This window comes from Brevundimonas intermedia, from assembly GCF_004614235.1.
Classification (GTDB): Bacteria; Pseudomonadota; Alphaproteobacteria; order Caulobacterales; family Caulobacteraceae; genus Brevundimonas; species Brevundimonas intermedia_A.
In genome coordinates this window covers 244,247-266,665 of record NZ_SPVH01000002.1, presented here as the reverse complement: position 1 = coordinate 266,665, position 22,419 = coordinate 244,247, and the positions used below count along the sequence as shown (strand labels likewise).

25 protein-coding genes and 3 pseudogenes are annotated in these 22,419 nt (G+C 62.1%); 15 read left to right on the top strand and 13 right to left on the bottom strand.

Translation table 11 applies throughout. The features are described 5' to 3' along the window. The first annotated feature begins 66 nt into the window (after positions 1-66). The gene (locus EGY25_RS03055) at positions 67-2,235 is read left to right on the top strand and encodes an ATP-binding protein (RefSeq protein WP_209307953.1); all 2,169 of its coding nucleotides are present in this window, start codon (positions 67-69) and stop codon (positions 2,233-2,235) included. Between the two features lie 9 nt (positions 2,236-2,244). Here the strand turns inward: EGY25_RS03055 and EGY25_RS03050 are convergent, their stop codons facing one another. Further along, a complete protein-coding gene (locus EGY25_RS03050; RefSeq protein ID WP_135193588.1) occupies positions 2,245-2,436 on the bottom strand; it encodes a hypothetical protein in 192 nt (63 codons plus the stop codon). A gap of 184 nt (positions 2,437-2,620) precedes the next feature. Continuing rightward, positions 2,621-2,821, bottom strand: coding sequence for a hypothetical protein (locus EGY25_RS03045; protein ID WP_135193587.1), 201 nt, complete (start codon positions 2,819-2,821; stop codon positions 2,621-2,623). A gap of 197 nt (positions 2,822-3,018) precedes the next feature. Between EGY25_RS03045 and EGY25_RS03040 the strand changes: the two genes are divergently transcribed. After that, positions 3,019-3,876, top strand: coding sequence for a glucose 1-dehydrogenase (locus EGY25_RS03040; protein ID WP_135193586.1), 858 nt, complete (start codon positions 3,019-3,021; stop codon positions 3,874-3,876). Between the two features lie 219 nt (positions 3,877-4,095). Here the strand turns inward: EGY25_RS03040 and EGY25_RS03035 are convergent, their stop codons facing one another. After that, positions 4,096-4,314: a DUF6894 family protein gene (locus EGY25_RS03035; RefSeq protein WP_135193585.1), complete on the bottom strand. Its 219-nt coding sequence runs from the start codon at positions 4,312-4,314 to the stop codon at positions 4,096-4,098. A gap of 56 nt (positions 4,315-4,370) precedes the next feature. Here EGY25_RS03035 and EGY25_RS03030 point away from each other — a divergent pair, with 56 nt between their 5' ends. After that, complete coding sequence (locus EGY25_RS03030) at positions 4,371-5,090, top strand: Crp/Fnr family transcriptional regulator (RefSeq protein ID WP_135193584.1); 720 nt, start codon at positions 4,371-4,373, stop codon at positions 5,088-5,090. Positions 5,091-5,094: 4 nt separating this feature from the next. Here EGY25_RS03030 and EGY25_RS16640 read toward each other — a convergent pair. Further along, a pseudogene (locus EGY25_RS16640) lies at positions 5,095-5,490 on the bottom strand (SDR family NAD(P)-dependent oxidoreductase); the annotation flags it as partial. A gap of 36 nt (positions 5,491-5,526) precedes the next feature. Then, positions 5,527-5,901: an SDR family NAD(P)-dependent oxidoreductase gene (locus tag EGY25_RS16635; RefSeq protein ID WP_209307952.1), complete on the bottom strand. Its 375-nt coding sequence runs from the start codon at positions 5,899-5,901 to the stop codon at positions 5,527-5,529. A 123-nt stretch (positions 5,902-6,024) separates the two neighbouring features. On the opposite strand from EGY25_RS16635, the gene EGY25_RS03020 reads away from it, so the two are divergent. Beyond that, positions 6,025-6,594, top strand: coding sequence for an SRPBCC family protein (locus EGY25_RS03020; protein ID WP_135193583.1), 570 nt, complete (start codon positions 6,025-6,027; stop codon positions 6,592-6,594). Positions 6,595-6,624: 30 nt separating this feature from the next. Then, the gene (locus EGY25_RS03015) at positions 6,625-7,800 is read left to right on the top strand and encodes a zinc-dependent alcohol dehydrogenase (RefSeq protein ID WP_135193582.1); all 1,176 of its coding nucleotides are present in this window, start codon (positions 6,625-6,627) and stop codon (positions 7,798-7,800) included. Between the two features lie 7 nt (positions 7,801-7,807). On the opposite strand, the gene EGY25_RS03010 is transcribed toward EGY25_RS03015, so the two are convergent. Continuing rightward, entirely contained in the window at positions 7,808-8,500 is a 693-nt protein-coding gene (locus tag EGY25_RS03010) for a Crp/Fnr family transcriptional regulator (RefSeq protein WP_167762463.1), read from the bottom strand. 131 nt (positions 8,501-8,631) lie between these two features. Here EGY25_RS03010 and EGY25_RS03005 point away from each other — a divergent pair, with 131 nt between their 5' ends. From EGY25_RS03005 to EGY25_RS02990, 5 genes and pseudogenes are all read left to right on the top strand, one after another. After that, positions 8,632-9,393: a Crp/Fnr family transcriptional regulator gene (locus EGY25_RS03005; protein ID WP_245159358.1), complete on the top strand. Its 762-nt coding sequence runs from the start codon at positions 8,632-8,634 to the stop codon at positions 9,391-9,393. 74 nt (positions 9,394-9,467) lie between these two features. Next, the gene (locus EGY25_RS03000) at positions 9,468-9,728 is read left to right on the top strand and encodes a hypothetical protein (RefSeq protein ID WP_135193580.1); all 261 of its coding nucleotides are present in this window, start codon (positions 9,468-9,470) and stop codon (positions 9,726-9,728) included. After that, positions 9,728-10,219: a DUF6894 family protein gene (locus tag EGY25_RS02995; RefSeq protein ID WP_135193579.1), complete on the top strand. Its 492-nt coding sequence runs from the start codon at positions 9,728-9,730 to the stop codon at positions 10,217-10,219. Before EGY25_RS03000 ends, EGY25_RS02995 begins: the two co-directional genes overlap by 1 nt. A gap of 45 nt (positions 10,220-10,264) precedes the next feature. Beyond that, positions 10,265-10,792 (top strand): annotated as a pseudogene (locus EGY25_RS16920) (chemotaxis protein CheB); the annotation flags it as partial. Positions 10,793-10,837: 45 nt separating this feature from the next. Beyond that, positions 10,838-13,387 (top strand): CheR family methyltransferase, encoded by a 2,550-nt coding sequence (locus tag EGY25_RS02990; RefSeq protein ID WP_245159318.1) that lies wholly within the window; start codon positions 10,838-10,840, stop codon positions 13,385-13,387. Here the strand turns inward: EGY25_RS02990 and EGY25_RS16915 are convergent. The 3 genes and pseudogenes from EGY25_RS16915 to EGY25_RS16910 all read right to left on the bottom strand — a co-directional run. Further along, positions 13,368-13,670 carry a transposase gene (locus tag EGY25_RS16915; RefSeq protein WP_135193577.1) on the bottom strand — a complete coding sequence of 101 codons (303 nt, stop codon included), beginning with the start codon at positions 13,668-13,670 and terminating at the stop codon, positions 13,368-13,370. The two genes, EGY25_RS02990 and EGY25_RS16915, sit on opposite strands and share 20 nt — an antisense overlap. A gap of 184 nt (positions 13,671-13,854) precedes the next feature. Further along, positions 13,855-14,004 (bottom strand): hypothetical protein, encoded by a 150-nt coding sequence (locus EGY25_RS16420; RefSeq protein WP_209307951.1) that lies wholly within the window; start codon positions 14,002-14,004, stop codon positions 13,855-13,857. 348 nt (positions 14,005-14,352) lie between these two features. Further along, positions 14,353-14,451 (bottom strand): annotated as a pseudogene (locus EGY25_RS16910) (DUF3606 domain-containing protein); the annotation flags it as partial. Positions 14,452-15,230: 779 nt separating this feature from the next. Here EGY25_RS16910 and EGY25_RS02975 point away from each other — a divergent pair. The 3 genes from EGY25_RS02975 (at position 15,231) to EGY25_RS02965 (ending at position 17,167) form a co-directional block, all read left to right on the top strand. After that, complete coding sequence (locus EGY25_RS02975) at positions 15,231-15,755, top strand: DUF4402 domain-containing protein (protein WP_135193576.1); 525 nt, start codon at positions 15,231-15,233, stop codon at positions 15,753-15,755. A 19-nt stretch (positions 15,756-15,774) separates the two neighbouring features. Next, positions 15,775-16,392 carry a hypothetical protein gene (locus EGY25_RS02970; RefSeq protein ID WP_135193575.1) on the top strand — a complete coding sequence of 206 codons (618 nt, stop codon included), beginning with the start codon at positions 15,775-15,777 and terminating at the stop codon, positions 16,390-16,392. Between the two features lie 82 nt (positions 16,393-16,474). Next, on the top strand, positions 16,475-17,167 hold the full coding sequence (locus tag EGY25_RS02965; protein ID WP_135193574.1) for an IS6 family transposase: 693 nt from the start codon (positions 16,475-16,477) through the stop codon (positions 17,165-17,167). 72 nt (positions 17,168-17,239) lie between these two features. Here EGY25_RS02965 and EGY25_RS02960 read toward each other — a convergent pair whose 3' ends face one another. The 3 genes from EGY25_RS02960 to EGY25_RS02950 all read right to left on the bottom strand — a co-directional run bounded on the left by EGY25_RS02960 (position 17,240) and on the right by EGY25_RS02950 (position 19,343). Then, positions 17,240-17,668, bottom strand: coding sequence for a DoxX family protein (locus EGY25_RS02960; RefSeq protein ID WP_135193573.1), 429 nt, complete (start codon positions 17,666-17,668; stop codon positions 17,240-17,242). A 158-nt stretch (positions 17,669-17,826) separates the two neighbouring features. After that, positions 17,827-18,708, bottom strand: a complete 882-nt coding sequence (locus EGY25_RS02955; protein WP_135193572.1) for a pirin family protein — start codon at positions 18,706-18,708, stop codon at positions 17,827-17,829. A 23-nt stretch (positions 18,709-18,731) separates the two neighbouring features. Beyond that, complete coding sequence (locus tag EGY25_RS02950) at positions 18,732-19,343, bottom strand: FMN-dependent NADH-azoreductase (RefSeq protein ID WP_135193571.1); 612 nt, start codon at positions 19,341-19,343, stop codon at positions 18,732-18,734. Positions 19,344-19,421: 78 nt separating this feature from the next. Between EGY25_RS02950 and EGY25_RS02945 the strand changes: the two genes are divergently transcribed. Then, positions 19,422-19,820 (top strand): winged helix-turn-helix transcriptional regulator, encoded by a 399-nt coding sequence (locus tag EGY25_RS02945; RefSeq protein ID WP_245159317.1) that lies wholly within the window; start codon positions 19,422-19,424, stop codon positions 19,818-19,820. A gap of 398 nt (positions 19,821-20,218) precedes the next feature. Here the strand turns inward: EGY25_RS02945 and EGY25_RS02940 are convergent, their stop codons facing one another. Beyond that, positions 20,219-20,920, bottom strand: a complete 702-nt coding sequence (locus tag EGY25_RS02940; RefSeq protein WP_135193569.1) for a Slp family lipoprotein — start codon at positions 20,918-20,920, stop codon at positions 20,219-20,221. A gap of 89 nt (positions 20,921-21,009) precedes the next feature. Between EGY25_RS02940 and EGY25_RS02935 the strand changes: the two genes are divergently transcribed. Further along, the gene (locus tag EGY25_RS02935; RefSeq protein WP_135193568.1) at positions 21,010-22,299 is read left to right on the top strand and encodes a sel1 repeat family protein; all 1,290 of its coding nucleotides are present in this window, start codon (positions 21,010-21,012) and stop codon (positions 22,297-22,299) included. Positions 22,300-22,419 lie beyond the last annotated feature (120 nt).

Genomic DNA, 22,419 nt, shown 5'->3' with positions numbered 1-22,419 from the left:
ACGCAGCCGTGCAACCGATGGGATCAGCGACATAATGCGTAAGCGCGGCGACAGGGAACATGTCCGGTGAAACAGGGTGAGCCCGAAGGGGGCATGGCGGCGGCGATTGCCCACAAGGACTGGTCGGGGACTTCCCTTGGGCCGATCGACGCTTGGCCCGCCACCTTGAAAACGACGGTCGCCCTGATGCTGGGGTCCGGCTTTCCGCAAGCCATTGTGTGGGGCGAGAATTTGATCACGCTCTACAATGACGCCTTCCTGCCCATTCTCGGCGACAAGTCGGAGCCCCTCGGGCGACCGTTCAGCGACATCTGGGCGGAGGCCTGGCCCCAGATCGCGCCGATCGCCGATGCCGCCTTTCAAGGCCGCGCCACCTATGTCGAGGACTTCCCGCTCAAGGTCGATCGGGGAGCCGGCTTAGAGGAAGCCTTCTTCACCTTCAGCTACAGCCCCATCCGGGACGAGCGCGGCGTTGTCGTCGGCTTCCTGGACACCGTCAGCGAAACAACCGCGACAGTCCTGGCCCGCAAGAAGCTGTCTATCCTCGACCATCTGAGCCGCGCGCTCACAGATGTGGCTGATGCGGACCAGATCATGGCCGAGAGCACCCGCCTGGTGGCGCAGCATCTTGGCGTCTCCAATTGCGCCTATGCGGACATGGATGACGACGAAGACGGTTTCACGATCCGTGGCGATTGGGCTGCGCCCGGCTCGCCCAGCATCGTCGGCCGCTACAGCCTCGCCGACTTTGGACGGTTAGCGGTGCAACAGTTGTCCGCCGGACGCCCGCTGATCGTGAACGACAACGGATCTGAACTGGCGCCTGAAGACGCGGCGACATTTCAGGCTATTGGCATCGCAGCGACGATCTGCATGCCGTTGATCAAGAACGGTCGCCTGACGGCGCTCATGGCCATCCATGATCGTGAACCGCGGCGGTGGTCCGCGTTCGAGCTTGAGGTCATCCGCGAGATCACCGATCGATCCTGGGCGCATATCGAACGTGTCCGTGACGCCGCCGAACTGAAGACATCGATCGGCGCCTTGGACGATCTCAACCGGACGCTGGAACAGAAGATCGACATCGCGCTGGCGGAACGCGCAACGCTGGAGGAGGCCTATCGGCACACGCAGAGGCTGGAAGCGATTGGCCAACTGACCGGCGGCGTCGCCCACGACTTCAATAATCTGCTGACGATCATTCGCGGGTCGGCCGATCTGCTGTCGCGACCCAATGTTCCTGAGGCGCGAAGGGAACGGTATTTGGCCGCCATCCGCGATACGGCGGACCGCGCGGCCAGGCTCACCAGCCAGCTCCTCAGCTTTTCGCGACGACAGGCGCTGGCGCCGCGGGTGTTCGACGTCGGGGAATGCGTTCGATCGATGGGCGAAATGATGCGGACCACCTTGGGCGTCGGCATCGTCGTGGACATGTCGGACGCACCCTTGGGTCTGTTCACGAACGCCGACCCGATCGAGCTGGAAACGGCGCTTCTCAACCTCGCCGTCAATGCCCGCGACGCCATGAAAGGGCACGGTAGGTTGACGCTTACGGTCGAGGCCGTCGGTGAAATTCCCGCAATCCGGGGCCAGGCCGTTCGTCCCGGAGCCTTCGTCGCCATCCACGTCGCCGACACCGGCGAAGGCATTCCCGCCGCACTTCAGGGACGGGTATTCGAGCCCTTCTTCACGACCAAGCCTGTGGGCGAAGGGACAGGTCTGGGCCTCAGCCAAGCCTTCGGTTTCGCCAATCAATCCGGCGGAGACATCACAGTCCAGAGCGACCTGAGCCAAGGGACCGTCTTCAGCCTTTATCTACCTCGCGCCGAGGCGTCGGAAGTCGTCAGCGAACCCGGCCGATCGGAAAACTGCCACCCGAGTGGCCGCGGCCGAATCCTGGTCGTTGAAGACAACGCCGATGTCGGCGCCTTCGCCGTCAATTTGCTGGAAGACCTGGGATACACGCCGGTCCTCACGACGACGGCCGAGGATGCGCTGAAGATTCTTGAAGGGGACGACCGTTTCGACCTTCTGTTCAGCGATGTCGTCATGCCGGGCATGGGAGGAGTGGAACTGGCCCACCTCTCGCGCAAGCGTTGGCCCGATATTCCGATCCTTCTCACCAGCGGCTTCAGCCATACGTTGGCGAACGACGCCGCGCACGGATTCGACATTCTGCGAAAGCCCTACGCGATGGACGAACTCTCACTCAGCCTTCAGGAAAAGCTGGGTTGATCCGCTCGCTTACAACTGCGGCCGGTCATCGAATGGAATGATGAAGACCCCGTCGTAACTCGCCCAGCCGTCGCTCCGTGGCAAGGCGACAAACTCCTGGCCAGAGCTATCGATGGCGTCACGAACGAAGGCGTCGAACGCGGCGGCATCCGTCTTGGGCGTCTTCAGGATGACGAAGCCTGCATCGATGGGTTCGACCAAGAAACGATCTGCGCAATTGCGCAGTTGCTGAACCGAGAGTTTCATCCTGCTGCAGCTCCGGTAATCGGTGGCGACGGATCAACGATGGGGGAACGGCGCTCCCCCGGCGACAACATGGATCAATCGCGCCGATAAATTTGGCGCCTGGATCGCCATACCTACCCCGACTCCCGTTCGAGAGCGCTCAGCGCTGTCGGCGGCGCAACAGGCTGGAGGCGATCGGGCGCTGTCGCGCGACGCTCGTGGCGGCCCAGACGACAGCCGCCGTCGAAAGAAGAATGCCGGACACCAATCCCCCGATTGCGAAGAGACCGCTGTTCGTGACCTTGACCTTTGCACCGCACCGGACGCGCCCGGCGCGAAACACGAGGGCTGCGGTGTTCATCGGTGGCTGTTCCATTCGTTTCCTCATCGGATCTCAGGGGGCAAGCGCCGATACTCGGAGGTTTCGGCGTTCTGCTACAGCGCTTGGAAGCTTGTAACGCCGGCTGATCCTCCCTTGTGTCGACGATTGGACGCTGGGAGCGTTTGCGTGGCGGTGAAGTTGGCGTCTGTTCGACGTCAATCTCATCTGGATGCCCGATGCGCGATTATCCCAAGCCGCCGTTCGACACGCCTCAACAAGCCGTTCCCGGACAGACGCAGTCGATGAACCCTCGACCGGATCATGGCGAGGACAGCTACAAGGGTTGCGGCCGCCTTCAGAACAAGGTCGCCGTCATCACGGGCGCGGACTCCGGCATCGGCCGCGCCGTCGCCCTGGCCTATGCCCGCGAGGGTGCGGACGTTGTCGTGGGCTATCTCAGCGAAAGGCATGACGCAGAGGAGACGGAGCGGCTGGTCAAGGACGCCGGGCGGGCCTGCCTGCTTTTCAAAGGCGATCTTGCCGATCCGCAGGTCTGCCGTGACTTGATCGCCCAGTCGGTCGATCGGTTCGGCCGCATCGACATCCTCGTCAACAACGCGGCGCATCAGATGTCTTTCGAGACGATCGAAGCCATTCCAGACGCGGAGTGGGAACGCACCTTCGCGGTCAATATCTCCGCGATGTTCTACATCGCCAAGGCGGCTGTGCCTCACATGAGGCCGGGTGCAGCGATCATCAACACGGCCTCCATCAATGCGGACAAACCCAACCCTACGCTGCTCGCGTATGCGACGACCAAGGGTGCGATCCAGAACTTCACTGCGGGGCTAGCGCAATTGTTGGGACCGAAAGGAATACGCGCCAACGCCGTCGCGCCTGGGCCGATCTGGACCCCGCTGATCCCCTCGACCTTGCCGCCCGAAAAGGTCGAGCAGTTCGGCGCGGATACGCCCATGGGAAGGCCAGGTCAGCCGGCGGAACTGGCGCCCGTTTATGTTCTCCTGGCCTCAGACGAGGCCAGCTATGTGTCCGGCTCGACCGTGGCTGTGACGGGCGGAATGCCTTTGCTCTAAGCGGCCCTTATCGCGCGGAGCTCAGATAAAAGCCCGCTCTCTCGAAGAGGGAGCGGGCCTCCGTTTGCGCAACGGGCGCCAAGACTCGACGCTGGGGGCGAGATCGGCTCGGCGAAACGTAAACCGGCAGTTTTGAGATGCGATCCAAATGTCGGGCTTCGAACATTGTTCAGCCCGCCAGCAAGCTCGTCTCCTATCATCAGGAACAGAGCCAAGCGCTTATGTGACAGTTACGTGGATCTCGTAGACGATGTCGCCGCCGGCATTCAACACCACCAAGTCCAGTGCGGCCCCATAGTCGCCTCTAAATGCTTGATCTCTCAGCATATCGCCCATGGTCAGCAACGCTTGCCGCCGCGCCGCGTTATCATCAACTGCCGTCAGTTGGAGCCGTTCATCTACACCAGCGACGCCGAGTTTTAATCGATATCCGCTCATGACGTTCTATACGCCCGGACCGGGAGAATGGATCGCACAATATAAGGATTTATTCGATGCTGGATGTGTTGATCCGAAAACTGGAAAGTCGAGATGATCTCAGCCGCAGCCAGCGCGAGGCGATTCTCAATCTGCCGTGCGAGCACCGGACCGCCCGCCCTGGCGACTTGATCGTCAAGGAAGGCGAGCGTCAGACAACCAGCCTGATGCTGATCTGCGGCTTTGCGGGTCGATTTGCACTTCTGGGGAACGGAGGCCGGCAGTTTACGGAATTGGCCGTGCCAGGCGATTTCATGGATCTCCACAGCCTTGTGATGAAGCGGCTCGATCACAGCGTCCTGGCGATCTCGGACTGCAATATGGCGACCATCCCGCACAGGGCCCTGCGCGAGTTGATCGCCCGAGATCCTCATCTTGGCCGCCTGTTTTGGCTGGAAACCGTGGTCGACGCCGCCATTCACCGGGTATGGCTGGTGGGGCTTGGGCGCCAGGACGCACAGGCGCGAATGGCCCATCTTTTTTGCGAGACCCAGACGAGATTGGATGCCGTGGGACTGGCCGATCAAGACGGCTTCGATTTCCCTCTCAGTCAGGCGGAGTTGGCCGATGTGCTGGGTCTTTCCGCGGTACACGTAAACCGTACCCTGATGAGCCTTCGATCGGCCGGTCTAATGGAATGGCGCGATGGGCGTGTCACCATCGGCGACTGGAAGCGGATGGTGCAAACCGCCGAGTTCGAGCCTCTGTACCTCAGACTATGGAAAGAGCCGGTCTGAGCCGTCACGCGCCTGAGCCAGGCTCGGCCATCTTGCGGTGCCTTTCCGCCAGCAGGGTCTGAGGAGTGACGGCCGCCATGGCGGCCTGAATCTTGTTGCCCAGGCCGGCGACGACATCGCCTTGACCCTTCTTCATCGCTTCATAACCTGCCTTGGCCAGGTCGGCCGGATCGGCCTTGTGCTCATCCTGGCCCACCTTGGTGTCGGACAGGTCGCCGCGTTCGAAGAAGTGCGTCTCGGTAGGCCCGGGCATCAGCACCGTGACGGAGACCCCAGTGTCCTTCAACTCATTGCGCAGGGCGAAGGAGAAGCTGTCCACGAAGGCCTTTGTGCCGTTGTAGACGGCCTGGAAGCTGCCCGGCATCAGCCCGGCGATGGATCCCGTGAACAGGATGCGGCCGCGTCCGCGCGCGCATCTCGCGGCCCAGCAGTTGCGTTAACCGGATGCATCCGGTGATGTTGGTGTTGATGACATGGACGATGTCATCGAAATCTTGATCGAGAAACGCTTTTCCCAGCCCATGCCCTGCATTGGCGGCGAGCGCCTCGACAGGACGGTCGGCGATGGCCTTGTAAAGCGACTGGACGCCTTTTCGGACGCCAGATCGACGTGAACCGCGTACACTTGCGCGCCCAGCCCCCGGAGCATCTGAACGGCCTCGGCCAAAGGTGTGTCGGCGGCGACCACCAAATCGTACCCGTCCTCGGCGAACAGTTTGGCGAGTTCATAGCCGATCCCGGACGAGGCGCCGGTCACGACCGCCAGGGGCCGAACGTGTTCTGCAGCGGCCGCAGAGAGGTCGTCGGTCATGAGAAATCTCCAGATTTGATGGGGAGCAACCCCTTCGTCAGGGGTGCTGTTCCGTCCAAAATCGGACGGAACGAAGGGGGGTGGCCCCGGTTGAGGAGGTTCAGCGGACCCGGAGTGACAGCCATGTCTCACAGCGAAGTTTCAACCGACGCCGAGGTGGGCGCCACAGCCTTCACCAACAGTGATCAGCGAGAAGGGGAGTATGAGGCGTCGAGTCTGCGGGCGGTGATGATCAACCGGCCGAGGCAGGCGCTTTACGCTTTCTGGCGCGACTTCAGAAACCTGCCGACCTTCATGGAAAACGTGAAGTCGGTCGAGATACTCGACGCCGACCGGTCTCAATGGGCGATCGCCGGCCCGGCGGGCGCCGAGTTCGATCTCGTATCGACGATCACCGAGGATATCCCCGGCGAACGGATCGCCTGGAGCTCTTCGGAGGGTTCCGATGTCGATCACGAGGGCTGGGTCGCCTTCAAGGACAACCCGTTTGGGCGAGGCACGGAAGTGCGGGTCTTCATCAGCTATGATCCGCCGGGGGGCGTGGTCGGCAAGATCGTCGCCAAGGTCATGCAGCGCGAACCTCGCATCCAGGCTCGCCGAGAGCTGCGTCGGTTCAAGCAGCTGATGGAGACCGGCGAAATCTCGACGTCGAAGGCCCCCGACGCCGCGCCTCGCGCGTCGCGCCATTTTTGATCATCCATCCATTCTAAAAAGGAGCCGCCGATGCGCGCCCTGACCTGGCACGGCAAACACAACGTCCAAGTCGATACAGTGCCCGATCCGCAGATCGTCAATCCACGCGATGCGATCATCAAGATCACCGCCACCGCCATCTGTGGCTCGGATCTGCACCTCTACGACAGCATGATCCCTGGAATGTCGAACGGCGACATTCTGGGCCACGAATTCATGGGCGAGGTCGTCGAGGTCGGACGGGGGAACACCAGCCTGAAGAAGGGCGATCGGGTCGTGGTGCCGTTCGTGATCGCTTGCGGCCAGTGTTTCTTCTGCGAGCGATCGATGCCGGCGGCGTGCGACAACTCCAATCCGGCCGACAAGGCGGACGCCACAGAGATCGCTTATGGCCAGTCGGTCGCCGGCCTCTTCGGCTATTCGCACCTGACTGGCGGTTTCGCCGGCGGGCAGGCCGAGTATGCCCGAGTGCCCTATTCCGACTACGGACCGATCAAGATTCCCGACGGGATCGAGGACGAGAAGGTTCTGTTTCTTTCGGACATCTATCCCACAGGGTGGATGGCGGCGGAGAATGCGCAGATTCAGCCTGGCGACACGGTGGCGGTCTGGGGCTGCGGACCTGTCGGCCTGTTCGCGATCAAAAGCGCGGTCCTGCAGGGCGCGGGCCGTGTGATCGCGATCGATCATCATCCCAACCGATTGGCCCTGGCCAAGGCGAATGGCGCAGAGGTGTTGAACTATCACGAGGTCAAGGTGCGAGAGGCTCTGCTGGAGATGACGGCCGGCCTGGGGCCGGACAGCTGCATCGACGCGGTGGGCATGGAAAGCCACGGCTTCTCCCCGGACAACGTCATCGACGCGATCAAACAGGAAACCAAGCTGGGCACGGACCGTCCCCATGTCCTTCGCGAAACCATCATGGCTGTGCGCAAGGGCGGCACGGTTTCCGTACCCGGCGTCTATGGCGGCGTGGCCGACAAATGGCCCGTCGGCGCCTTCATGGAAAAGGGGCTGACCTTGAAGACGGGTCAAACCCACGTGCAACGCTATCTGCCGCAACTGCTGCAACTGGTGCTGGACGGCAAGATCGATACGACCGATCTGATCAGCCACCGTCTTCCGCTGGAACAGGCGCCGGAGGGCTACAAGAATTTCAAGGAAAACCAGAACGAGTGGACCAAGGTGGTGCTGAGGCCTCACTGAGGGGCCGTCAGCAACCGCAGGCAAAACGTTCCAGTCGCGCGGGGTCGGTCACGATCAACCGCCCGCGCGACAGCCTGATGGCGCCGTCGCGTTCCAGAGCCTTGACTGCGGCATTGACGCTGGTGCGCTGCACGCCCATCGCCTGGGCCAGGATCGCCTGCGTCGTGCGAAGTTCCGGCCCCGCTACCTGATAGAGGCGGAAGATCCAGTTTGCTGCGCGATGGGGTATCTGGTGCACGGCATTGCAGGCCGCCTCGGCCTGAACGCGCGCCAGTCGATCCAGTGCATGTCTTGCAAAGACGTGCTCAAGCCAGTTCTGGCCCATCAGCTCCGAAAGCTCGTCCGCAGGGACCTCGATCCAGCGCGTGTCGAGGAGGGGCAAGAAGCGCACAGGGAAGAAGGCGGATGACAGGGACGCCTCCCAGCCGAACATCGATCCGCGCCCATGCAGACCGACGCAGGCGATGTTCTTGCGATCGAACGCCGCTAGGGCGCCGTCCAGGACGAACCCGACCGCAGCGCGTCCCGTCGCGCAATCACCCACGCTCAGGCTGCGCGACTGACCGCAGGTTCGGATCAGGTTCTGAACCTCCTCGGGCATTAGGCGAAGGACGGGATGATCGAGAATCGCCTGGGAACGATCATCAATGCGAACAGGCTCGGCGAGGATTTCCCTCGTGGAAGAGGCGGCGTCGAACATGAACGCAACCTGAAGGACAATCAAAGGCCAAGGCATTCACATGTGTTAGTCGATGTCGCGATAATGCGTTTTTTCGCGTGACGGGCGACTAGACTAACCTATGTGAAAGGGAAGGGCGGCGGCGCGTGCTGATGCTCTTTCTAATGACGAATCAAAGCCCCAGCGAATTTAGCAACGAGCGGCCCACGGCACCGCTGGAACGCCTTTTGGCCGGCTACGCAATGCTGGGTCACTCCGATATCGAACGCATTCGTGAAGGGATCGCAGGGGGCGAAATCGCTCATGGGGTCGGCGCTTTACTGGATGACGATCTCCGTCGTACGCCGGCTCGCCTGATCGCCAAGGGTTGGGTGGCGCGCGCGGGGGTGTTGGCCGATGGGCGTCGTCAAATCGTCGGCCTTCATCTGCCTGGGGACCTGCTGACCCCAGCCGAAGGCGAGGGCGGCGACATGACGGTTTGGGCGCTGACCGAGGCGATCACGATCGACGCCGGTCGCTTCTGGCGTGCTGTCGAAAATGAGACTGCACCCGACAGCAGACTGGGCGCAGCCTGGCGTCAAATCCGGGAGGTGGAACGCGCCCGACTGGTGCATCAGATCATCCGGCTTGGTCGGCTCACGGCCTATGAACGCACCGCCCATCTGTTCCTTGAGCTTCACGACAAACAGCTGCGGGCGGGGTTGACGGACACCGGCGCCGTGCAGCTGCCAATTACGCAAGATGTTTTGGCCGACAGCCTGGGCCTCAGCGCCGTGCACATGAACCGTACGCTGCAACAACTTCGTCGCGATGGCCTCATCGTCTATCGCGGAGGCCAGTTGTTGTTGCCCGATCTTAGAGGATTGCGGCAGGCCGCGCGGTTGAGTTCGGCGAACGAGGCTGAAACCCGCTAGGGCGCTTGTGCCGAAAATCGGCTGACGGAACCAATGGGCCACCCTGCGCTTGACCCACCAAAGGAGCCACGACGATGCGATTTTATGACGTTGAACTGGAAAGCGGCGGCGCCAGCCGCACCGTCCGCGTCTCCTCGCCGACGGACGTCCAGGCTGCCGACGCGGCCGCACCGCTTATGAAGTCCGGTGACCGGATCCTCGGCATCGAAGAGGTTGAAGATGACGGCCTTCAGCGGGCTGATGCTCCACCCCCGCTCTCACAAGCGGCGGAGTTGGCGGATGCCACACCCGGAGCGGCCGCCAAAAGTGATCGATCGTCTGCGAACCAAGGGTGATGGCGCTCGACAGCGATGTCTCAGGTCCACCAGGCGTCGTTTCTGAAGGTTTGGGAGCAGGATTAATGCCGCGATATTTCTTCGACCTCGTAGGGCCGCAAGATCGCCAGGTCGATGATGTCGGTCTGACGTTCGACGATCTGGACGCCGCCTATATCGACGCGCACCGGGCGATCGACGACATCAGTCTGGAGATGCTCCGGGACCGGATCGACTACAGGCGATACCGGTTCGAGATACGCGACGAGGGCGGCCGACTGCTTATGGAGGCGCTGTTTGACGAGCGGCTCAAAAACGCCGTGCAAAAACCGTCTGCAGGGCCGAACGACTTGGCAATACGGGTCAAGGCGACCCTGGCGCGCAGCCGCAGTCTGCGTGGCGAGCTCGCCGGTCGGCTGGACGAGGCCCGCGCCGGAGTAGATCGGTTGAGAGCGACACTGGAGCGTGCGGGCGATGCCGCAAAGCGCCCTGTTGATACAGCCGGCGGTTAAGGGGATGATTGGCGCGCCTCGTCCTCTTCGCCGAGTCGCTGCGGAATGATGGATAGGACGGCAATGAACGACACACCCGCAGATTCACGCTTTCCAATCGTCGGCGTGGGCGCCTCGGCGGGCGGCGTGGAGGCGCTGGAGGGGTTCTTCAAGGGCATTCCCGAGGCGCCGGGCTTCGCCGTGGTGATCGTCACCCACCTCAATCCAGAGCGGGAAAGCGTGCTGCACGCGATCGTCGCGCGCTACACCCACATGCCTGTTCACATCGCGCAGGACGGGGCGGCGGTCGAGGTCGGCAGCGTTCACGTCCTGCCGGCCGACGCCATCGCCACCATGCGAGACGGAATGCTGTCGATCCGTCCGCACGAGCCGTCCCAGCGCGAGCGCAAGCCGATCGACATTTTTCTCTCTTCGTTGGCGAAGGACCAGCAGGAATACGCCGTGTCCGTCGTGTTGTCGGGCGGCGACGGGGACGGAACGTTGGGAACCAAGGCCATCAAGGAGCATGGTGGGCTGACCCTGGCCCAGGTTCCCGACGGTCACGGTCCCGCCAACCCCGATATGCCGGAAAGCGCGATCTCCACCGGGATGGTCGATTTCGCCTTGCCGGTGGATCAGATGGGCGAGCGTCTGGCCGAGCATGCCCAAAGCTTCGGCCTGCTGGACGCCATCGCCGCCAATACGCCTGCCAACACGGGCGACGCGAACCGGCGCGCCATCTATGCGCTGCTCCGAGACCAGATCGGCCATGACTTCGAGGGTTACAAGCCGCTCACCTTCATGCGCCGGGTTCAACGCCGAATGCAGGTCGTGCAACTGACGACGCTTGAAGCCTACATTGAGCGCCTCCGGCACGACCCGAACGAGGTCAGCGCCCTGTTCCATGACCTGCTCATCAATGTGACCAACTTCTTCCGCGACGCCGAAGCGTTCTCCAAGCTGGAGACCCTGGTGATCCCCCGACTTTTTGAGGGGCGTGGAGCGAACGACACGGTGCGCGTCTGGGTGCCGGGGTGTTCGACCGGCGAAGAGGTCTTCTCCATCGCCATGCTGATGCGCGAGCATATGGACGGCTTGGCGGCACCGCCAAAGGTCAACATCTTCGCCACCGACATCGATGACAAGGCGTTGGTCGTGGCGCGTTCCGGTCGCTATCCCGAAGCGCTGCTGGACAGCGTCAGCCCCGAGCGCCGCAAGCGGTTCTTCATCCCCGATGGCGGCAGTTTCGTGATCGCCAAGGAGGTGCGCGATCTTTGCATCTTCTCGCCCCACAGCGTCATTCGCGACCCCCCGTTTTCGCGGATGGACTTGGTCTCATGTCGTAACCTGCTGATCTATTTTGGACCGCAGGTACAGGCGCAGGTCATCCCGACCTTCCATTATGCGCTGCGCTCGGGTGGTTATCTGTTCCTTGGCGGGTCTGAAAACGTCAGCCAGTATAGCGATCTTTTCGCCCCCGTGGACAAGAAGCACAGGATTTTCCGCAGTCGCGAGGACGGCGCGGCGCGCCGCCCGTTGACGGTGAACGGCAATCTGGGTGGAGGTCTCTTCAGCGGAGGCTCTGAGTTTTCTCGTCGGTCCTCGACAGGCGCGCTGGCGTTGCGCCAAAGCGTCGAGCAGCAGGTGCTCGATCGCTTCGCCCCGTCGCATGTAGTGACCAGCCGCGACGGCGAGGTCATCTACTATTCTGCGCGTACGGGAAAATATTTGGAATCGCCCTCTGGCGCGCCCAGCCGTCAGCTGATGAATCTGGCGCGCAAGGGCCTGCGGCTCGACCTTCGCACCGCGTTCCGCGAAGCGGTCGAATCCAATACGACTGCGGTGCGTGAGCACCTGGAACTCGAAGGCGAGAACGGTCAGATCCAGCTCGTCACCCTGACGGTGCAACCCATCCTGAACAGCCCGGACGGAGAGGCTCTGCTTCTCGTCCTGTTCACCGATGAAGGCCTGCCGCTCAGTCGCCAGGAAGTCTCCGTGCGCGCAGGCGCTCGCCGCTTCGGCGACGCCGAGCATCTGGAGCAGGAACTGCGAGACACGCGCGACCGTCTCCAGTCGTTGATCGAGGAATATGAGACCGCGCTGGAAGAGCTGAAGGCATCCAATGAGGAACTGGTCTCGGTCAACGAGGAACTGCAATCGACCAACGAGGAACTTGAGGCCTCTAAGGAGGAGCTCCAATCGCTCAACGAGGAGCTGCACACCGTAAACGCCGAACTGCACGACAAGGTCGAGGCGCTGGATCGCGCCAATGTCGATCTCCAAAACCTCTTCGCCAACACGCAGATCGCAACGGTCTTCCTCGACCGCGATCTGGTGATCCGCAGCTTTACGCCGACGTTGAAGGAAGTCTTCAACGTCCTGCCCAGCGACCGTGGACGCCCTATCACCGACCTGACTGGTCGTCTGTCATTGATCGACCTCGCGGAAGACGTTCGGCAGGTCATAAGGGATGGGCGGGAGCTGGAACGTCAGCTCGTCGCCACGGATGAGAGCGCCTATTTTCTGGTGCGGCTCGCACCCTACCGTGATGTCGATCAGCGTCCCCACGGCGTGGTGGTGACCTTCTCCGATATAACGACGGCGCGCGAGGCGGAGGCGACAGGACGTCGGATGATCGACGAACTGAACCACCGTGTGAAGAACATGCTCACGGTGGTCATCTGCATCCTTGAGCAGACGCTGAAGACCTCCGACGCAGCGGTGTTCCGAGACGTCTTCCTGGGTCGGCTGCACGCGATGTCGCGGTCCTATGAACTCCTCAGCCACGAGGCCTGGAGCGATGTCTCCATCGGCGAACTCGTTCGTCAGGAGATGGAGCCGTTCGGCCTGAACCGTGTGGAGTGCGACGGGCCTGTCGTCAGGGTTCAGCCACGAATGGCGCTCGCGTTAGGCATGATCCTCCACGAACTGGCGACGAACGCCGCCAAATACGGCGCGCTCTCTGACGCCAAGGGGCGCGTTTTCGTAACGTGGACGTTGGCGAATGATCAGGTCAGGCTGCACTGGGAGGAGCGGGATGGCCCGCAGGTCGCGGTCCCCTCACGGCGGGGCCTGGGTCTTAAACTCGTCGAGCGGGAAACAGCCTCGGCTCTGGGCGGAAAGGCCAAGGTATCTTTCGAAAGCCTTGGGCTTCAGGTGTCGCTCCTATTCAAGCGCACATCCCCATGATGCTTCCATTCCGAGTTGGTGAAGGACCATCTCGGGAACGCTCCAATAGTCGGATCACGGACTGCTTTTGAGCGTCTGCTCCCGGTCTGTCGCCGTGTGGTGGTGAGCCCGCACCAGGGTCAAGTGGAGCATCAGATACTGGTTTCCTCGACGAGATCGGCGAAGACCTTCTGCCACACCCCGGTCGCTGCCCACGCCTGACGCGCTTGTGCGCCGTCTTCCACTTGCCGTAACGCTCGGCCAGGTCTTGCCAGTGCGCGCCAGACCTCAAGACCCACAGCACACCGTCAGGTTGCCCGCCCCAGTCACGTCAGGATCGGAAGCCTTGCCCGCCAGCAAGGGGGCAATCCGATGCCAATGTGCATCGCCATGTTCGTAACGCTTCACACCCATCAAAGACTTCCACCGACGCGGAGACCCGCGGATCACTCATCAGGCCGCTCGGAAATCACAAGTGTCGATTGGACTCAGTCCATGCCCTTCGACGGGTCATCACCGGGTGTGTCGGGATCAATCTCTCTGTCGCGCTTTGCGCCGCGCAGATAGCCATAAGCGATGACGCAAAGCAGGATGGCTGGCCCGCCGATGATGACGAAGCCCCAAGGAAAGGTCTCCATCAAGCCTCTCCTTTGTGCGTGTATGCCGAGGAGGCAGTCACAGATGTGACAGCGGCTCCTTCCGGACGCATCGGGCTGACGGCATCCCGAATATCCGAGACTTGTCCTTCGCGTCGTGCGGTCTCCTGTATCGCGGAAGTTCCGCCTTCCTGAAGTCTGCGCGTGGACGGGTCCGGGCCGACCTGTCCGCCGGGGCCGATACCACCGGCTTGAAGTTGTTGCTCTTGCGGGGGCGTATCCAGACGGAGGCCCTTCGCGACGCCAGGCGGCAAGGCGTCTTCAGCTTCCTGATCAGTTTTCATCAGCCCCGTCGCTCCCGTTTGATTGCATCGGCTTGATCCCCACGTCTTAAAAGGCTTCGCGCAGGCGGTCTTCGCTCACATCGAACTTGGCCGCACAGTCTCGGACTTCGTAATCCTCGGTCGAACTTATGTGTTGGCGGTCCGCGCCGCCGCTGTTGAACCGCGTCCGTCACGACCTCTCTCCTTTAGACGGAGAGAAACTCAGCAAGCCATCACCTGTTTCGTGTGTCGGGTGTTGGTCAGTTGAGCTTACGTGAAGGCGAGCACGCGGCGCCGAAGACCTCGGTCTGCTGTCCACCCTCTGAGACATTGGAAGCTCCGTTGTCTGGTCGAGAAATCGGCGTGCTGAACGTGACTTGGAATGTTGTGGGGAATTTGACGTAGGTGCGCCGCCGTGGACGAGACTGAGAACTATTTCTCCAGTGTGACGCTGGCAGGGTGATGTCTTGAATGCGCCACGAGCGGTCATTGGCTAACCGCTGTAAACGCGACATTCAGCCGTCCTGCGTCCGTGTGTAGGCAGGTTCGCTTTTCGGAAGATCAGTCCGACCGAATTCAACCCTTGCCGACGTTGGAAAGCGGAAAGCAGAAGAGCGGGCGCGGAACGACGCGTTGGCCGCGTTGGAGGCTGACTTAGATCTGACTGATCGATTGGTCAGCTAACATTCGCCTGAGGGCACAATCCCGACAATCCATAACCACGCCTCCCGTCATCGAAACCGACCTGGTCTTCGTTTTTATTCAGGCTCGGCTTGTGGATTTTCTACGATGGCTGCCTCTCGCCAAGAGGAATCGGTTGCAACCTATAACTTTGGTTCGATTTGCCGTGTTCGAGGCGGCCGCGTGCTCGACACGAGGTCCAATGGGGTCGATTTTCTCCGCTCATACCGGCGGCGACGCCAGATTGGTGTTTGGAGAACTGCCATGAAGATCATTGCCGCAGCTGCTGCTCTTGTTGTGATCGCATTTGCGTCGCCCTCTTTGGCGCAGTCGAGTTCCTCGACCACCGGTTCGGGTTCGATCACCGTGATCCGTCCGTTGACCATCACCAAGACCGCCGACTTGAAGTTCGGCACCGTGGTTCGCCCCGGCTCGGGTTCCGGCACGGTCGTAGTCAGCGCCGCCGGCGCGCGTTCGGTCACCGGCGGCGTGGTTAGCTTGGTCTCGGGCGACACCCCGGCCGCTGCGGCCTTTGCGGTCGCCGGTGAAGGCGGCCAGTCCGTCTCGGTCACCATCCCCGCCACCTTCTCGATGGCGAACGGCACGGACACCCTGACGGTGACGACGTCGAACAGCCTGACGGGTTCGGCCGCGAGCCAGACCCTGTCCAACGCCCTGGGGTCGGCGGGCTCGCTGGCCTTCAGCGTCGGCGGCTCGGTTCCCGTCGGTTCGACCACCGCGACGGGCGCCTACACCGGCACCTTCACCGTCTCGGCCGCTTACAACTGAGATCAAAAGCGGCCGATGAGTGGCGATGGGCGAATGTGTCGCGCGGTCCAAAGGAGAGTTTGGCGGTAAAACTGCTGCAGGAAGCTTCTACAGTTGCGTGGGCGACAAGATGATCGTGCGTTGGCTTTGGCTACTTTGTGCAGTTGCACTTCTTAGCGGCGCGTCTGGAGCTCAAGCTCAAGTGAGCTTATCGCCTCGTACCGCACCCTCCCTTGGCACCACCATTCGCGGGTCCAGCGCGACGACATTTTCCATCAGCAATACAGGGGCGGTAAGCCGCCTCAGCGGTGATGCCATCCGGTTGTCAAACAGTTCGGTGACCGTGCCGACAATCTCCTTCAACTGCGGTCTGCTCAACCTGGGCGGCCTGTGCGCCCTCAGACCGGTGCGCATCACAATCGCCCCCGCGAACGCTGATCCAGTCGCTATATCGAAGTTCCGCGTCTCCGGTCTAAGAGGCGGGACGTATCGAACCGGGGCGGCGCCGCCTGACGCTCAAATGATCGTATTCGATCTCAATGCGATTGGACTACTTTCCACGGTCAGCTTTAATCTGAGCATGGATGTCGTTCTGCAGGGCGGCGCCTCGTCGGGAGTTCACAGCTTCCCATACACAGTGACCGTTCAACTCCTTTGAAGGCGATGATCGGTGCTGTCAGTCTAACGCTAACTTGTCTCCACTTCGGGCCGCCTAACGGTCTGATTGGAGATCGCATTTCGTGAAGCCACTCTCGTTTAAGCGCCATCGCTTCCCAGCGGCGGTGATCCGCCAGGCCGTGTGGCTCCACTTCCGCTTCAGCCTCAGCCTTCGTGACGTCGAAGAGTTGATGGCCTCGCGCGGAATCGACGTGAGCTATGAGACGATCCGTTGCTGGACCATCGAATTCGGGCCGCAGATCGTCCGACGGCTGAGAAAGCTTCGTCCCTCCCCCTCTCATTGCTGGCATCTCGACGAGGTCGTCTGCTCGATCGGTGGAAAGCGCATATTCTTGTGGCGCGCCGTGGATGACGAAGGCGAAGTGCTGTTCCTTGTCGTACAGCGACGCCGGGATACCGACGCGGCCTTGAAGCTGCTCAAGCGTCTCCTCCGGGACCAGCTGGTCGAACCTGAGAAGATCGTGACCGATGGCCTCGGGTCTGACCAAGCGGCGCTGGGCCAGCTTGCCCTGCGGCATCTACATTCCCCAGGCCGACTGCGAGAAAACAATCGAGCGGAAAACTCGCACCTCCGGATCCGGCGGCGAGAGCGGCAGCAGCAGCTGTTCAAGTCCCAAGCCTCAGCCCAGCGTTTCCTCACCACCCACGCCGCGATCCACAACACCTTCTACACCCAGAGACACCTCATCAGCCGACCAACTCTCCGCCGATTTCGCGCGGGTGCTGATGATGCTTGGATTGAAGCCACCGCCTGAGGTTCGTCTGGTTGGGCAAGGTTCAACTCATCCGTTTAACCTGACAACGCTCTCCGACAGCACTGGCGGTCTCTATGCGCGGCCGCGCTCATCAATACTGACCCGCCCGGCGCCAAAAGCGATGACCTGTAGCAGTCCGCCGGTGATGGCGAGATTTTTCATGAAGTGGATCATCTGGTTCTGGTCAGCCAGATTGTTGTGAAACAGAACAGCCGCGACGATGGTGAAGATCGCCAAGGCGAGTGCCGCCCAGCGGGTGTGGAAGCCGATGATCAAAGCCAACCCGCCGATGACCTCGACCAGAATGGCGAGGAAATAGCCGACCTCAGCGAAGGGCAGACCCACGGACTGGATGTAGCCGATCGTCATCGCGGGCGCAGCGATCTTGCCTGCGCCGGAGGCCAGGAAGATCACGGCCAGAAGCAGTCGCCCGGCGAGAGCGGCGGCGTTCGAAGGCGTGGAGGCGCGGTTAGGCTTGGCCATAGTCGAGGTCGTTGTCATGTTCTGCATTCTGGGAGACGGCGATCGAGCGCCGGGTTTCAGGGAAGGTTGGAGAGATCGGCGGTCACGCGGACGGCCTCGTCAGTGGGCCGACTTTGAAAGAGGACCCGCTCCCGGCGTTACCGGCGCTTCATGACGGGAGCGGAGATTGCAGGTGGTCAGTCCATCGCCCGCAAGGCGGCGACTTCCGGCGTTCGACCGAGATCGGCAATGTTCGCTTCTCCGACCGCCAGCGCCGCCTCGCTCGTGTGGACGGAGTAGTAGCCGAGCACGATAGGATGCGGGTGTCGCGCGGCCGACGCGATGACCAGTTCCACGGAGCCTTCCGCGACAATATCGATCGGCGCCGCCCCGTCTTCAAAGACGGCCATCTCCCGTTCAAGGATGGCGCCATCGACGTGGACCCGACCGCTGTTTAAAGCCAGCCAAGCGACATCGTGATCCGACCCCGGGTGGTAGGTCCAACGCTCCCCGTCGCTCAGTCGGACATGGAGATAGGTCAACGACATGGGCAATTCGATGGGGCTTGTTCGATCCTGATACTGGCCCAGAAGGATGCGCGCAGGACCCACCGCCTGGATCATCTCGGCGCCGAGATATCGGCTCTCCGGCGGGGTCAGCTCGAGTTCGGCGGGCAGGGCGAGCCACAGCTGATACCCCAGCAGCGGGCTGTTCTCGGTCGGCAGGCCGGTGTGCCAAACCCCGGCACCGGCGCGCATCCATTCGACGGAGCCTTCGGCCAGCGTGCCGGACTCTCCCGTCGAATCCGCATAGCCGGTCGCGCCTTTCAGCAGGGTCGTATGGGTGGCGATACCGGAATGCGGATGCGCTTTGAATCCTCCGCCCAGGGAATCCGCCTCGGCCAGATCGAGAAACACGAACGGCTTGACGATCTCACCGAGATCGCTCGGGCTCATCAATCGGGTGATCGGACCGTGCCGCTTGCCCCTCGTGCGGTGGACGATCTTGCGCGCCGGTTGAGGCAGGTCCAGCGCATGGGCAGACGCCGTTTCGACGGCGATGGAATGGGTGGCGGACATGGTGAGCTCTGAGCTTTCGTGAATCAGGCCGCCAGTGCGGCGATCTGGGTCGTCGCGGCGGCGAGGGCCTGTTCGCGTTGGGCCGGTCCGACGGCGATACCTTCCGCCGAGATGACCTCCGGATTGATGCCGACGAATCCGAGTGCGGTGCGGACATGGGTTTCGGCGTGTTCCATGGGCGCCATGGGCGAACCACTGGCATAGAAGCCCCCGCGGGCGACGGCCAGAATGACCCGCTTGTCACCCGCCAGTCCCTCGACTTGGCCTTCAGCGGTGTAGCGGAAGGTCCGGCCGTTGATCAGGATCCGGTCAAACCAGGCTTTCAACTGAGTGGGCATGCCGAAATTGTACAAGGCGAAGCCGATAACCACTGTGTCTGCCGCGAGAAACTCGTCGAGCAGAGTCGCGCCAAGGGCGAGATCGGCCCGAAGGTCAGGCGCATGCTGGCCTTCGGTGCTCTGGAGGGCCGTGAGGTAAGCGCCGGAGAGATGAGGCACCGGCGAGGCTGCCAGGTCGCGATACGCGACCTGGGCATCGGGCCGCTCGCTGGTCAGACGCGCGACGATCTCGGCCGACAAGGTGCGGCTGACGGAATATCCGCCAAGGATGCTGGAGTCGATGTGAAGGATGGTCATGTCTAGCCCGTTGCTGGTATCGGCTTGTAACTGGGGCTAAGTTAGTGCCTATAGAAACCCTGCCAAGGAGGCACAATTTTGGAACTCGAGCACACGGATGTGCCTGGGGGCGTCGCCGGCGAGCTACCAAATCGCTGCGGGGATGTTTCGCAGGTCCTCGCGCGCGTCGGGGACAAGTGGACGGTCCTAGTGGTGATGATGCTGGCTGCCGGGCCCATGCGGTTCAACGCGCTAAAACGGCGGATCGGCAAGGTGTCCCAGCGTATGCTGACGTTGACACTGCGCGGGCTGGAACGCGACGGTCTCGTCTCTCGGACCGTTTTTCCAACGGTCCCACCGCGCGTAGACTACGAACTGACGCCGCTCGGACGATCTTTGCAGACACCGGTCGTTGCGCTGGGGGAATGGGCGTTCGCTAACCTGGACGCGATGAACGAGGCGCGTCGAGACTACGATGCGCGACGGGAAGACCTTTAGCCGCCACGGCCTGACTGCGCCCGTCGGCCACCCCAAAACCCCAGCCCGGCGCCCAGCGCAAATATTCCGCTAGGGACACCGATCAGCATGCCGACCCAAAGCAGTGGCCATGTGGCGAAAGCCTCTCCAGATTTTAGTCCGAGGTAGCCCACGACAACCGATGCAAAAGCCAAGGGCAGACAGCACCAGCCTATCAATGCACACCTGCGAAAGCGGGCGGTGCGAGCGCGGGCAATCGCCACTCCCCCAAGCGCTCCGACGACAAAGGCGATCATCACAAGGCTGAACACAGGCGCACCTTTCGTAGTCGGAAGTTAGAACTGAGCTTTGCGCAGCAGGCCTGGCCGGGCTGCGTGGGAATTCTGCCGGCCTCGAGACGCCGCAACCTTGGCTATCCCTCAGTCGATGATATCGGTTTGCGGATCTAGAAAGCCGTATTTGCACTCGGGGCTATCGTCGCCCGAAAGACAGTCCGACCAACGGAACAGGTTTTCGATCTGGACGACGGGACCGGTCCTGCCTCCGCCGCCGGAACCTATGTAGGTCGTGCCCGAGATGCGACCGATGATCGTGACATTGGTAAGCTCATGAACCAGCCTCGGGTCGTACGCGCTCGCGGCGCAGGCTTCGAAGTGTTGATAGGTTGGCGTGTTGGTCCAGCGAGGCTCGCCATCCTCACCGCTGCGGGCATAAAGTATGGTCAAGCACACGCCCTGATCGGTTGCGGTGATCCGCTCTACCGCGCCTGCCCAACGGATGCGCTTGCCACGGTGTCGCTGCTCAATCCCCTGATTAGGGCTCAACGCAGCAACCGAAACTGTCCTTAAAACCTCGAAGTCGTCGGAGGCTACGCCCGCTTCCGAGGGCGAGGGCGAGGGCGAGGCGTAGGGCTCGGAAGATGCGAGAAGCGGCTTCACCGTCCGAGAGCCATCCGACGCGACCGGGATCGGGGACGTGACGCATCCCGACAAGACCGCACAACTGAGCAAAACGCCTGCATTCAGTCTGCTCGACATGTTGAGGAGGCGAAGTTTCATCGAGCTGCACTTTCGTCTTGGGCGGATGCGCGCGCAATCATCAAACCACAGGTCGGCGGTCACCACACCCTTCAACGCTTGCCTATACGGCGGTTGGTGTTTTGGGCCAGTGCGTGCAGCATCGGGCCCTAACTGCGGCAAGGGTTGATGTGATGGTGCGCACGACACGACAGTTTAAACAGAAGACCGTCGGCTCGATTGTGTCGCAGACTCTGGCTTGCGCGCTGCTCGTTGCGGGCGTCTGGACTTCGACCGCCGTCGCTGCGCCCGAACGTTCGGGCGAGGAAGTCTTCCTCACCTGTCGAATTGAAGGGCGCGATCGAGAGGCATCGGTATCTCTCAGTGATATCGGCGCAACCTATCGCTACGGGCCTTCGTCGTCAGAGCCGGAGTTGACGCTGACGAGCCCCTTGGCCGACCTCGACTATGTCCGCTACAACGGCCCGGCGGGAACGGTCGACGAGATCATGACCTTCGCGAATGGAGACACCACCTACCGTTTTGAGACAGGCCTTCGCAACGGCGCGCAGCCCGATCCCTCTGCCCTTCTCCCGTTCGGGCATCTCACCATCAGTCGCAGCGGCAGCGAACTTGCTCGGCTGCCTTGCCGTCCCGACACGATTGAGCGCGCACACGACCGGCTGCTGGCGCGCATGCGCGACATCGGGCGGGAGCGGGCGTCGGACGGCGTTGGCTTCCCAAACTATACTATTCATGACCTCGCGGCCGCATCGGCATCTGCGCCTTGCGAGGTTGAAAACAACGTTGACACCTGCTGGAGCCGCGGCGTCAGCGCGGCCCGGGGCGGCGATCTGAAGGCGGCGCTGGAACACTACGACATGTCCTGCGCTGCCCGCATCATGACTGCAGGCTGCTACGAGGCCGGCAAGCTGTATCTCCAGAACCGCCAGCTGCGCGATTACGTGCGTGCCCGGCAAAGTCTCGTGCCCACCTGCGACGGCGACGATTCAGGTCAAGGACCCTACGCCTGCAAATACCTCGGCTGGATGTACCTCACGGGAACCGGCGTCGAGCGTGATCTAACCCAGGCCTTCGTCGCGCTATCGAAGGCCTGCTTTCTGCACAACGACGCCATCCTCATCGACGGAGAAGGCTGCCATTTCCTCGGCCAGGTGATTTTCGAGACGCGGTCCCCATCCGTCCGCAGCGAGACGAACGTCGATTACCTTGCTTTCCTGTCGTTCGCACAGGGGTGCACCGACGAGGCCGAGACGGTTTGCAACGAAGGACGCGCCCTCCTCCGGCGGGGGCAGGCGAGCGCCGCGCCATGGATCAAGCGTTGCGATCGAAACGTCGGCCGTTACGGCGACATAGGCTCATGCGCGGAGTTGCTCACCCTTTCGGCGGACTACGACGTCCGGCAGGCGATGCGGCGACAGCTCAAGTCACTCTTTAGCCAGGCCTTAGCCGCCCCGGAATAGCGCGCTGGGTTGAAGCTCATTGTCATTCTCCAGTGATGGTTGCGCGCAATAGGTGCGCACGATTACGTCGAGGCTGAGCCTTTCGGCTCACTCTAGCGGGGATCTAAGGCTGAAGATTCC